This is a genomic window from Shewanella sp. Actino-trap-3, from assembly GCF_002836275.1.
Lineage (GTDB): Bacteria > Pseudomonadota > Gammaproteobacteria > Enterobacterales > Shewanellaceae > Shewanella > Shewanella psychromarinicola.
Window position 1 is genome coordinate 3801107 of record NZ_PJCE01000001.1, and the last position, 12493, is coordinate 3813599.

Here is a 12493-nt window from a genome sequence, read left to right on the forward strand (position 1 = left end):
TTATTTAACCTCAATAACTTGGCTTGCGAGTGATGCTTCAACGTAGTAAATCCCGCCTAGCACGACCGTTGCAACAATAAGCATTACTAAAATAACCCCGATGTTTTGACGAATAAATTGTGGCATGGTGTTTGTCCTGTAATGGTGATGTTTTACACATGCTTTATGGTATGAGTAATAGCTTAAGCATATCTTAAAAATAACGCTTTAGTTACTCATTATAGTCGTTAATGTTATATGTTAATTATGACCATAGTGTATACGTCACATGAATTGTCACAATCTAAAGGTTGCTTTTCCGCGACGGTCTTTTACACTTGTGCTCACTTTTATTAACCTGATGGAGTTGTGCTGGTGAGTTCCCGCATCAAAATAAGACAAACTATCGCAATCTGGCTTAGTGCCATTTTGATTGTGTTGTCTATTGCGGCGTCTGCGCACTCAGTAAAACATCTCGATGACGGCGTACAAAATCATTGTACTTTGTGTTTTCATCAGCATCAGCTTAATAAAACGCTGCACTCTTCTCCTTTTGTGTTTGCCGTTATTAAGCAAACGTTCGAGCGCCAACAATATAGCCTGCCTTTTTTATTCAGTGTATTCCAATCTTACTACCACAGCCGTGCCCCTCCCGCATCTCGTTAGTCCAACATTGTAATTAATTAATTTCCGTTATCTGCTGGTTTATTTTAAACCCAGGTAGGCGGCTACTTGTTGTATTTTGGAGATATTATGTCTGCGTTAAACACACGTGTTTCGTTACTGGCACTGGCTTGTGCTGTGAGTTCTTATTCTGCAATGGCAGAAAATTCTAGTCTAACTAATCCTAGTATTAGTGCGGTACTCGATGGTTATTATCAAACCGGCGATCGACCATTGGCTGAACGTGCCGAAGGTTTTGGTTTAGGTGAAACTGAATTGGCCTTAAGCGCCAATATTGATGAGATGTTTTACGGTAAAGTAACTGCAGTGGTTGAGTCTCATGATGGCGAAACAGAGCTCAATTTAGAAGAAGCCTTTATCCAAACGTTAGCTATGCCATACGGTTTATCGGTTCGTGCGGGGCGGTTTTTATCGGATATTGGTTACTTAAATAACCAACATCTACATACAGATGCATTTTCAGAACGTCCTGCCGCATATCGTGCATTTTTAGGTGGTCATTATTTTGATGATGGTATTCGTTTAAACTATGTTGCCCCAACGGATCTTTACTGGACCATGGGTGTTGAAGCATTTAAAGGTGAAAGCCTACGCGCTACAGATGAACACGGTGAGCGTGATTTTGATGATGTTGGCGTTTATACCGCCTTAACCAAGATCGGTGGCGATATCGGCATTGAAAGTTCTTGGCTGCTAGGCTTGAGTTACCTTCGCAATCAAAACGGTCAAGCTTATGCAGAGGATGAGCATGAAGATGTCGTGGTTGATGAAGAAGGACACACTGAACATAGCCATAGTGCGTCATATACAGGTGAAAACACCTATATTGCAGACTTTGTCTATAAGTGGGCACCCAATGGCAATTACAAGTACCAAAATTTAACCTTGAGTGGTGAATATTTTAGAGTGACTGATATTTTTGCTGCAGAGCCAGGGCATATCCTTGATGCTGATGATGAGGAGATTAATTCTGATGATTACCATCAAGGTTGGTATGTAAGCAGTGTGTATCAATTCTCGCCAACTTGGTCTGCTGGTGTTCGTTATGGCCAAATTGATACTTATGAGAATCACGAAGATCACCTAGAACCACAGAAATTAAAAGAGTCTGAAGTGAGCCTTGCTTGGCACAGTAGTCATTTTTCTACCGTGCGCTTGCAATACACTCATCAGACTGGGACCAATTTCGATGGTTTTGAAGATGATAATATACTTACTATACAATATGTTATGTCATTAGGAGCTCATGGTGCGCATCAATTCTAAATTGCTTTTAGCAGTGACTTCAATGTCGTTGCTGTTTACCGCGACAGCCAAAGCGGAACTGAATGTATTTGCTTGTGAACCTGAATATGCAGCATTAGCGCAAACCTTAGCACCTGATGCGAGAGTCTATTCGGCGACCACAGCGATGCAAGACCCACATCAAGTGCAAGCACGACCGAGCTTGATTGCCAAAATGCGCCAAGCTGATTTGGTCGTCTGTGCTGGGGCTGATTTAGAAATCGGTTGGTTGCCTATGCTACAAATGAAGTCTGCTAATCCGAAGGTTAACTCAACGGATAAAGGACTGTTTTTTGCGGCCGACCAAATTGATACCCTTGATAAGTTAGCCAGCGTTGATCGTTCAATGGGCGATGTGCATGCAAAGGGCAATCCCCATTTGCATTTAGATCCCGAGCGGATGTTGACGGTTGCACAAGCGCTGAGTGCTAAGCTCGCTGAAGTCGATCCTGATAATGCCAGTCGTTATACCCAGTCATTGAGCGACTTTAGTCAACGTTGGCAAGCTAAAATACCCCAATGGCAACAGCAAGCTAAAAACTTAGCCGGTAAAAAGGTCATTGCGTACCATTCTAGCTTTCGTTATCTATTTAATTGGATCGGCATTGAACAAGTGGCCGACCTTGAACCTAAACCCGGTTTAGCGCCGACCAGCAGTCATTTAGCTAAATTACTCACCCGCGCTGAAAAAGGTGATGTGATGGCAGTGATCGTGGCGTCATACCAAGATGAGCGGGGGGCTAAATGGTTAGGTGAACGTGCCAATCTGCCGGTCTTGGTGTTGCCTATTTCGGTGGGGGGCAACGATCAAAGTACCGACTTAATTAGCCTCTATGACAGCTTGCTTACATTATTGAATGGAGTGAAATAACACTATGTTTGATGTTGAGTTACTGTCTATTCTATTGCCTGCGTTAGTGGCAGGACTATTAGTGTTATCAACCCATGTGTTGTTAGGTCAGCAAGTGCTTAAGCGTGGCATTATCTTCATAGATTTGGCTATCGCTCAAGTTGCTGCGTTGGGCGCAATCGTATCGCACATGGATCATAGAGTAGAAGCGTTACCGTTTGCTCATGTGTGGATGCCAGCCTTGTTTGCATTAGCCGGTGCAGGCGTTATCGCTTGGATGGCAAAGCATTTAGTTGGTGAGCTTGAAGCCTTTATTGGTTGCTTTTATGTACTGAGCGCAGTGGCGGCAATGTTGCTACTCGCCAATGATCCTCATGGTGCTGAGTTACTCAAGCAGTTAATGTCTGGTCAAATCTTGTGGGTCAGTTGGTCTCAGTTAGTGTTACCTGCCGTGGTTTCAGCGGCTATAATTGGGATTATTATCGTAAAACCACGGGTGTTAGATGGCGGCGGTTTTTACTTTTTATTTGCATTAGTGATTACCTTGTCGGTAGAGCTAGTCGGCGTGTATTTAGTGTTTAGCACGTTAATTTTACCCGCGTTGGCATTAAACAAATATCAAGGTAAAACCAAGCTTGCTTGGGCTTATGGGGTCGGAGTTGTTGGGTATATTGCAGGGCTTGTATTGTCTGCTAGTTATGATTTACCCAGTGGTGCAGCCATTGTTGCGACATTAGCGTTAAGCGCATTGTTGTTTAGAACCTTTCTAAAATTGCGCTCATCGACACAGGTTGGTCAACCTGCTAATAGCTGATAGCTAACCTGTCATATAAACGATGTTATTCTGCCCCACATCACAGGGGCAGAGTATTTCAGCTTACATATGTAAACAAAACGTTGAGTCCCTAGACTGGCATCGTTATACTGTCGCCAATTTTATTGCAGGAGTATGTTGTGCTGCTTATCGCTCGTTTAATTATTCTCGCCGTGCTGTTATTTTTAGCCTTTGTATTTGCAATTGTTATTTGCCTTTTTCGGCCAATGCATCGCGACAATGTACATCTGGTTGCCCGTTTTTTTGGTTCGGTTGCACCGGTATTAGGTATTAAGGTCATTAGACGTGCTCATCCAGTCAGTGCAACATCGCAACCGTGTATTTATTTAGCCAATCATCAAAATAATTTTGATTTATTTACTCATACGTCAGTTGTGCCTAAAGGGACTGTCAGCTTAGGTAAAAAGAGCTTGGTGTGGGTGCCCTTATTCGGGCAAATTTATTGGCTATCAGGCAATATCCTTATCGATCGTAACAATCGTCATAGTGCATTTGATACTATGGCTAAAACCGTTGATAAAATGAAAAATAAACTCCTGTCAGTGTGGATATTTCCTGAAGGGACTCGTTCACGTGGTCGTGGATTATTACCATTTAAAGTCGGCGCATTTTATACTGCTGTTGCGGCTCAGGCGACGATAGTGCCAGTATTGGCTTCTTGTCAGAACCACATTAAGCTTAATCGTTGGAACAACGGCGTGGTGATTGTAGAAATGCTTGAGCCGATTGCAACGACAGGCTTAAGCAAGAGTGATGTGAAAGCGTTAAGCGCTAAGGTGCATCAAGTGATGTCAGCGCGTTCGGTTGAATTAAACAAAGAAGCCAAAGCATTAACGCTGCAAGCGAGAGCATAACACGGTTATCGGTCGCCAAAGATCGGCCATAAGCTCGCAACTTGTGTCAGTTTGGGTATAATTGACTAAATTTTTTACCAGTCTTATTTACGGAGTAATCCATGTCTGTTGAGCGTCAGTTAAAAGAACAATTTGCTGAAAATCTTGAAATTGTTGATGCCTTACTTGCTGATGGTTCAGAGCCTGATGCGGAATATACTATTGAGCATCATTTTTCGGCGACTAATTTTGATCGCCTAGAAAAAGCCGCTGTTGATGCCTTTAAGCTTGGTTTTGAAGTGAACGATGCAGAAGAAATGGAACTTGACGATGGCTCAGTTATTTTCTGTTTTGACGCCATTGCCAAGCATAAGTTAGAGGTTCCATTACTGGATAAAGCCTGTGAACAGTTGATTCTATTAGCGGCCAAGCAAAAAGTGGATTATGACGGTTGGGGCACTTTCTTTGTCGGTGATGATGAAGATGAAGACGATGATCAAGACGACGATGATGCAGATGACGATGAAGTAGATGATAAATTTCATTAACAAATCGATTATTTAATAAGATAAAAAACGCCCATCATTGATGAGCGTTTTTTTTGGTGATAGGAGCGTCGTTGATAGTCGATTATTTATAGATAATGCTTTTATTACGGCCTTGTTGCTTAGCGACATATAGGGCTTTATCAGCACCAGATAACCAGTTTGAGCTACTGTCTATTGCTGAGTCTAAATCGTTAATCCCTAAACTTACTGTTACTTTTATAAGGCGATTTTCGAATGTCACTTCAGACGCTTCAATGCGTTTTCGTAAACGTTCGGTAAAGTTCAGGGCATCTTCTGCTGTCGTTTTAGATAACACCACCCCAAATTCTTCACCGCCATAACGGCCAGCACAGTCTGTTTCACGCAACGCTTGCGTTAACATATAGGCAACATGTTGGATCACTTTGTCACCGGCAGGGTGACCATATTCATCGTTAATACGCTTAAAATTATCGATATCAATCATCACCAATGACGCCGCATCACCGTAGCGTGAATAACGATCGAATTCTTTTTCCATGCAGCTTTGCCAATGACGACGATTATGCAATAGAGTTAACCCATCGGTTTGGCTGAGTTGTTCAAGTTGCTCGTTGGCTGATTTTAGTTGCAGTTTGTTGACCGCAATGTCTGTTACATCATAGACAATAATGCTGATATGAGTGATTTGGCCGGTTAATGACGCTAATGGTAATAAGGTAATGTTTTGAAACATAAAATCGGCTCGACCCGTTACTGGACGATAGTTTTTAAATTGGAATACATAGGGACGTTGTTCCCAACTAATAAACGTACGATTTTTAAGTAAAAAAACCGATTCCATTTTTTGTTTTAACCAACTGGCCGGTAAACCTGGAAACTTTTCAAAGAGATTATCACCTTTAATCGAATTGGGTGACACGCCACTGTGGTTTTCCATAAAACCGTTCCAAAGTTGGATGTTATAGTCGCGATCGAGCACCACTAAACCCACCTCGATGGTTTGTACCATATCGATTAGCCAGTGGAGTTCGTTCATCGCACTTTGGTCATTTGACATAAAAAGTATCCAAGGTTAATCGAGTAAATAGCCAAGCTTGTAGTTTAGCGTTGGAATTGAGTCCTCAGTAAACAGCAGCAGAAGATCACATTCAATATTGTAATCTTCTATCCGATATTTGATTTCCATCGCCAGTGTTCGTTGCCATTTGTCTGAGTTGTCGTGGATGAGCTCATTGACACTACAGTGTCTGCCAAGTACGACCGGATGTGACTGACTGAATTTCATATCGAGTTGTTCAGAAATGCCATTTAAAAAGGCCCCAATGAGCACATTGCCGGTGTCCATCATCACTTCAATTTCAGTATTAATGTCTTCTGGATTCTCTAATCCCATTAGCTTGGCCATATCTTCAAAGCTTGAGTCATGGAACAGTAGTAGTGCTTCGCCCGCAATTCCTGCGCCAATAAAGCCTTGGCATAGGCCTGAGACGGTTGAATTTCGTTCTGTGGCTTTTAAGGCCATGGTCAATTCGCTGACTTCAAGCACATTAACGTTAGGGATAGGTAATACAACAAATACATCAAGAAGCTTAGCGAGTAAGTCTGCTGCTCTGCCCATCGCGACGTTGGCTATTTCTTGGCATGCATCACGCATATCCACTTTCATCATTGGAGTGTCGTTAGCTTTATTGCCCTGGGTAAGGGTTAAAATACCGTACTCTTGAAGAATATGACTGATAGCCTCTGCACTCACGGGTTTTTGAATAAAGTCCAGAGCACCTAAGGCTTTGACCCGTTCGTGAGCCTTAATTTGAATATCACCTGAGACCACAATAATTAATGCAGGTAAATCTTGTTGTTGTACCGCTTGCAGAACTTCATAGCCATCCATAACCGGCATATTGAGGTCAAGAAAGACAATCTCACCTTTACCTGCGCGAATAACATCAAGGCCTTCTGCGCCATTGGTGGCGTAGCTGATCTCGACATCCCAATCTTTGGGGAGTGTTCTTGCCATTTGTTTTCTAGCGAGTGCTGAATCGTCGCATATTAATATTGGGATGGTCATTGTTGCTGGTTTTCCTTCTTTCGCCTTTAGGAAAAAAACACTCATTAATGCAGCCGCGAGTGGTACAAGGCGGATCGTCACTATTATAAGACTTTTTACTTCGATTTTTTGCTTGTTAGATAATTATACGTATTTGCTTACAATATCGATAACGTAGATTTAATATTTGAGCGATCACTTAGTGATATTTATTCAAAAAAAGCCTGGCAATATTTTGACCTGCATCGATTATTGGTCATGTTATTACTATTCGACAGAGAGTACAGATATGTTAGTCTAAAAACTGGACTGACCAGTAAAAGGATATTTCATGGAACGAGAGTTAATTAAATTCACGGTAGATAATGGTATTGCACATGTTTGCTTGAATCGACCCACTAAGATTAACGCGCTCAATGTTGAGATGTTTACCGCGATTGATAAGGTCATTAAACAGATCCGTGCTAATAAGCAGATTAATGCGGTGATTTTATCCGGCGCCGATGGTAACTTTTGCTCTGGTCTTGATGTGAAAAGTGTGGCTAATTCCCCCACAAATGTACTGAAACTATTATTCAAGTGGTTGCCTGGTAATGCAAACTTAGCACAGCGCGTGTCTTTGGGCTGGCAACGTTTACCTATTCCGGTTATCGCGGTATTAGAGGGTTGTTGTTATGGCGGCGGAACTCAAATTGCCTTGGGCGCCGATATCCGTATTGCGACGCCAAACTGTCAGTTGTCGATAATGGAAGCAAAGTGGGGACTGGTGCCAGATATGGCGGGTCTGGTGGCGTTAAGACAAGTAATGCCGAAAGATAAAGCATTAATGTTGACCTATACCGCGGATATTTTAACGGCTGAGCAAGCGCTCGATCTAGGCTTGGTGACTCAAATAAGTGACAACGCTTACGAGTGTGCGACCTTGTTAGCGCGAAAAATCATGCTTACTTCACCCGATGCGAACGCTGCGATCAAACGCAGTATTAATCAAAGTTGGACGGCTTCTGTGCGCAGTTTATTAGCGCGAGAGTCGCTGAGTCAAATTCGGTTATTATTGGATAAAAATCGAGTGATAGCAGCGATAAGACAAACCAAAAATCCTGACAAAGCCTATCGCGCCCGCCAATCTTGGTGGTAGCAGAGTTTTGGCCGAGATCTTATATTCGCAAATATTATCTACCGATAACGGTTCTGGCGAAGCCTTCGATTTGATCGAGGGCTTCTTCCCAGCCACTGGGGTTGCTTAAATCTAAACTCATCTGATATTGGCGATAATATCGAGCCGATTTAACTTGGTTAAAATGAAGCCGAGTCGGTGCTTGTTCAATTGAATTAGGATGCGCGTCAGATGACTGAATATCGAGGATTGGAATAGACATGGCGACTAATTGTTCTGCAATCGATTTACGCTGACTTTGCGGATCAATTAAATATTCATATTCACGATAAGGGTTGATCAACACCAACATATCAGGCGTGGGAATTTTTTTATCATAAAGTAAATTGGTGATCATGCCTGCACTGTCATCAATCACAATCAGAATTTGGGCTCCAGGAAATAAACCTGTGGTGGAGCTTAACTGATTAAGGGCTTCATTTAGACTAGCTTGTTGAAAGTGTCGTAGTTCAAGTAACTGAGATGAATCATATTTTGGTATGCTTTTATTGCTACTAAGTTGTAACTGTTGGGTGCCTGCCTTGGTGATATCTTCAGGTTTTGTGGCATAGTTGGGCCGGTATAGCCCTTTTGCCGGTGTTAAGCTAATACTTGCCCAGCCGCGGCTATTAATTGTTGTTCTTAGGTAGCTAGCTAAACCTGCGGCATCAGCATCGGTGTCGGATGCGGCAATAATGGTTACTGAACCGAAGTGTTTTTTGCTCTGCCAAGACCTAACGAGAACTTTACTTTGCTTGCCGTCGATAGTGACAAATTTAATTTCATCAGCAGACAGGTGAGCATATTGTTGCTGCGCCTGTGCGAAGGGCATCGTCGCCAATATGCTTATCGATACGATTAATAACTGACTAAGTCGACCTAGTTGCACGATAACCTCGAGCGAATAACATCATAATATGATTAGCTTAATGTATTTTGGTGGCAAAAAACAATGCCCTGATAAACAGGGCATTGTTGATACAAGATTGTTGCTACAAAATTGTTGATACAAGATTGTGTAATGCTAACTCACCCCCATGGTTAATCCGAGTTGAGGTAAGCGAGTTGTTATACGTGGCTGACAAGCACCATGCGTATTGCATCAAGTTGTAATTGACTGTTGTCCATGTAGCCCGTTAACTCGACCATTTGGTTGCGAATATGTTCTAACTCGTCTTCGCGAATGTTCGGGTTTACGGCTTTTAGGGCTTCAAGTCTTGCTAATTCACCCGTTAATTGCTGAGTCATTTTGCTGCGTGCATCGATCACCAGTTGCGTTAGCGCTTGTTTTGCATATTCTTCACCTTTGGCGAGTAACGGGTGCAAAATAGGCTGCGAGGCATTCACCAGTTTGCTGGCAATATGACGGTTAATGGCACTTAGCTGCTTGTCAAAACTGGCGTAATCAACTTTATCGGCCATATTTAAGCCATTTTTATCCAGCAACACTCGGATGGGTGTTGGTGGTAAATAACGGTATAGCTGAGTGGCTTTTGGTGCAGAGGCATCGGCCATGTAAATCAATTCTAAAAACAGCGTGCCAGCAGGTAATGCCTTATTTTTTAGAACCGCGACACTGGTGGTGCCGGTTTCTGAACCGGTAATTAAATCTAAACCTGTTTGTACCAAAGGATGCTCTTGGGAGATAAACGCAATGTCGTCACGTGCCAAAGCCGTTTCACGATCAAACGTCACCGTAATACCATCTTCATTTAATCCAGGATAAGTAGGGAACATCATGTGTTCACTAGGGCGCAAGATAATCGAGTTTTCACCGCGATCTTCTTGATCAACACCAATAATGTCCCATAAGCGGATCACCGACCCGATTAGATGAGTATCGTTATCGCTGTCTGCTAACCGCTTGATTAACGCGTTGGCACGCTCGCCGCCATGGGAGTTTATCTCTAGCAGTTTATCTCGGCCTTGTTCCATTGCCTGTTTAAGCTCTTTGTAACGATGTTGAGTATGGTTGAGTAATTGGATCATTACCTCTTCATCAGCGTCGCAAAGCACATTGATCAGCTCGTCGGCAAATTCATTGAACAACACATGACCGCTAGGGCAGGTCAGTTCAAACGCGTTCAATCCTTGGTGATACCATCGCATCAATCTTTCTTGCGCAGTACCGCGCAGGTAAGGTAAATGAATTTGGATGTCGTTTTGTTGGCCAATACGATCTAAACGGCCAATACGCTGCTCTAATAAGTCAGGATTTAGCGGTAAATCAAACAGAATTAAATGGCTAGCAAACTGGAAGTTACGTCCTTCAGATCCAATTTCAGAACAAATTAATGCTTGGGCGCCGCCGTCTTCTTGAGCAAAGTAAGCGCCGGCTTTATCGCGTTCGATAATCGACATATCTTCATGGAATACCGTAGCTTGAATACCTTCGCGGGTGCGCAGCGCTTCTTCAAGGCTTAATGCGGTTTCTGCTTGGCTAGCAATAATCAGTACTTTTTTACTGCGATGCGATTTTAGAAACTCAATTAACCAGTCTACCCGTGGATCAAACTTCCACCAACTTGCGCTGTCGCTTTCAAAGGCTTGATACAGTTTTTCAGGGCTTAATGCCTGGGCGGCTTTTTCTTTTGGTTGTTTGGCGCTGCCCATCATGGCGTTAACGCGTTCAGCAGTAACGTATTGTGGAGGCATCTCATGAGGATAAGCATTAAATAAACGTTTCGGAAAGCCTTTCACTGATGCGCGGCTATTTCGATAAAGAACACGGCCTGTACCATGACGGTCGAGTAATTCTTGGAGTAATTCCTGTCGTGCTGCTTGTTGTGCTTCAACGTCAACCTCTGTTGACTGGATTAAGCGAATGCTTGGCTGTATGTCTTTTTCGCTAAGCAATTCGGTTAAACTATTAATGGCACTGTCGGGTAATTTAGTGTCTTTAGTTAATGCTTCAGCCGCTTCTGCTACATCTTTATAGCCTGATTCTTCAGCTAAGAAAGCGTCGTAATCGTAAAAACGATCGGGATCGAGCAGGCGTAAACGAGCAAAGTGACTTTGATGACCAAGTTGGTCTGGTGTTGCGGTTAGTAGCAATACGCCAGGGACCACTTCACTTAAGGCTTCGACGGTTTTATAGGCGCGACTAGGTGCCTCTTCTGACCACTCTAAATGGTGAGCTTCATCGACAACCATTAAGTCCCAATCGGCATCTAAGGCTTGTTCAAGACGCTTTTTCTTACGCAGTAAATCAAGTGAGCAAATGATCAACTGTTCGGTGTAAAAAGGATTGTCATTGTCGGCATAAGCTTCAACGCAACGATCTTCATCAAATACTGAAAAACGCAGGTTAAAGCGGCGCAGCATTTCAACTAACCACTGATGGCGGAGTGTATCTGGCACTATCACCAAAATGCGTTCAGCACGGCCAGTGAGTAATTGCTGATGAATAATTAAGCCAGCCTCAATGGTTTTACCTAAACCGACTTCATCGGCCAGTAATACACGTGGAGCATAACGACGGCCGACTTCGTGAGCAATCCATTGTTGATGCGCAATTAAGCCTACTCGTGGGCCTTGTTGGCCGAGTAAGTCTGAGGTGGCTAATTTGTGGCGTAATAACTGACATTGGTAACGCACACCAAAGCGTTCTAAGCGATCAATTTGCCCAGCAAATAAACGGTCTTGGGGTTTATTAAAGCGAATGTTGTGGTTCAGCATTGTCTCACGAAGACTGACTTTTTCTTGAGTTTCGCTATGAATACCATGGTAAATCACCAATTGATTTTTTTCTTCAAGCTCTTCAATGGTGATACTCCAACCATCACCGCTTTCAACAGTGTCACCTGGGTTAAAAATAACTCGGGTTAAGGGAGCTTCACTGCGGGAAAACATCCGGTTTTCTCCAGTGGCAGGGAATAGCAGCGTAATCATGCGGCCTTCAACTTGAACGACTGTCCCTAATCCGAGTTCTGACTCGGTATCACTTATCCAGCGTTGACCTAAGGCAAACGACATCTATTACTCTCATTTATTGCGTGAAACAAAAAAGGGGGCGTATGTTAAACCAAACCCATCCAGATTGAAATTCTAGCATTGATTTATCGTTCAGATATTCATTTTTACATCATATTGACATGTTAGCGTTATATTGACGTCATAGTGTGAAACAAAGGCGATAGTGATGATATTGAGTTCTTACTCGACAAGTGGCATATTTTATTGAGGCAAGCATTGCGCATGGCAATGGCCTGTTTTCAAAGAGGCTTTAATTATTCCTTTAATGTTATACGTTTAGCTAAGTGATATTGATAACTTTTCATTGAGAGCACTCTGGA

12 protein-coding genes are annotated in these 12493 nt (G+C 42.8%); 7 read left to right on the forward strand and 5 right to left on the reverse strand.

The window, feature by feature from the left end; all coding sequences use genetic code 11:
* A complete protein-coding gene (locus CXF80_RS20645) occupies positions 1-126 on the reverse strand; it encodes a hypothetical protein (protein WP_269801264.1) in 126 nt (41 codons plus the stop codon).
* A 228-nt stretch (positions 127-354) separates the two neighbouring features.
* Here CXF80_RS20645 and CXF80_RS16400 point away from each other — a divergent pair, with 228 nt between their 5' ends.
* The 6 genes from CXF80_RS16400 (at position 355) to rraB (ending at position 5013) form a co-directional block, all read left to right on the forward strand.
* Positions 355-645 (forward strand): ABC-type zinc uptake system zinc chaperone, encoded by a 291-nt coding sequence (locus CXF80_RS16400; RefSeq protein ID WP_101034001.1) that lies wholly within the window; start codon positions 355-357, stop codon positions 643-645.
* An 87-nt stretch (positions 646-732) separates the two neighbouring features.
* Positions 733-1929 carry a hypothetical protein gene (locus CXF80_RS16405; RefSeq protein ID WP_101034002.1) on the forward strand — a complete coding sequence of 399 codons (1197 nt, stop codon included), beginning with the start codon at positions 733-735 and terminating at the stop codon, positions 1927-1929.
* Positions 1913-2818 (forward strand): metal ABC transporter solute-binding protein, Zn/Mn family, encoded by a 906-nt coding sequence (locus CXF80_RS16410; protein WP_164839436.1) that lies wholly within the window; start codon positions 1913-1915, stop codon positions 2816-2818. The genes CXF80_RS16405 and CXF80_RS16410 overlap by 17 nt, the downstream gene beginning before the upstream one ends.
* A 4-nt stretch (positions 2819-2822) precedes the next feature.
* On the forward strand, positions 2823-3611 hold the full coding sequence (locus CXF80_RS16415) for a metal ABC transporter permease (RefSeq protein ID WP_101034003.1): 789 nt from the start codon (positions 2823-2825) through the stop codon (positions 3609-3611).
* A 140-nt stretch (positions 3612-3751) separates the two neighbouring features.
* Entirely contained in the window at positions 3752-4486 is a 735-nt protein-coding gene (locus tag CXF80_RS16420) for a 1-acylglycerol-3-phosphate O-acyltransferase (RefSeq protein ID WP_101034004.1), read from the forward strand.
* 101 nt (positions 4487-4587) lie between these two features.
* Positions 4588-5013: a ribonuclease E inhibitor RraB gene (rraB, locus tag CXF80_RS16425; RefSeq protein WP_101034005.1), complete on the forward strand. Its 426-nt coding sequence runs from the start codon at positions 4588-4590 to the stop codon at positions 5011-5013.
* Between the two features lie 82 nt (positions 5014-5095).
* Here rraB and CXF80_RS16430 read toward each other — a convergent pair whose 3' ends face one another.
* Both CXF80_RS16430 and CXF80_RS16435 read right to left on the reverse strand, forming a co-directional pair.
* Positions 5096-6052, reverse strand: a complete 957-nt coding sequence (locus CXF80_RS16430; RefSeq protein WP_101034006.1) for a GGDEF domain-containing protein — start codon at positions 6050-6052, stop codon at positions 5096-5098.
* Between the two features lie 15 nt (positions 6053-6067).
* Positions 6068-7063, reverse strand: coding sequence for a response regulator (locus tag CXF80_RS16435; RefSeq protein ID WP_101034007.1), 996 nt, complete (start codon positions 7061-7063; stop codon positions 6068-6070).
* Positions 7064-7373: 310 nt separating this feature from the next.
* Between CXF80_RS16435 and CXF80_RS16440 the strand changes: the two genes are divergently transcribed.
* A complete protein-coding gene (locus CXF80_RS16440) occupies positions 7374-8180 on the forward strand; it encodes a crotonase/enoyl-CoA hydratase family protein (protein WP_101034008.1) in 807 nt (268 codons plus the stop codon).
* Between the two features lie 34 nt (positions 8181-8214).
* On the opposite strand, the gene CXF80_RS16445 is transcribed toward CXF80_RS16440, so the two are convergent.
* Positions 8215-9087 carry a DUF3530 family protein gene (locus CXF80_RS16445; RefSeq protein WP_157822244.1) on the reverse strand — a complete coding sequence of 291 codons (873 nt, stop codon included), beginning with the start codon at positions 9085-9087 and terminating at the stop codon, positions 8215-8217.
* A 179-nt stretch (positions 9088-9266) separates the two neighbouring features.
* A complete protein-coding gene (rapA, locus tag CXF80_RS16450; RefSeq protein WP_101034010.1) occupies positions 9267-12173 on the reverse strand; it encodes an RNA polymerase-associated protein RapA in 2907 nt (968 codons plus the stop codon).
* Between the last annotated feature and the right edge of the window lie 320 nt (positions 12174-12493).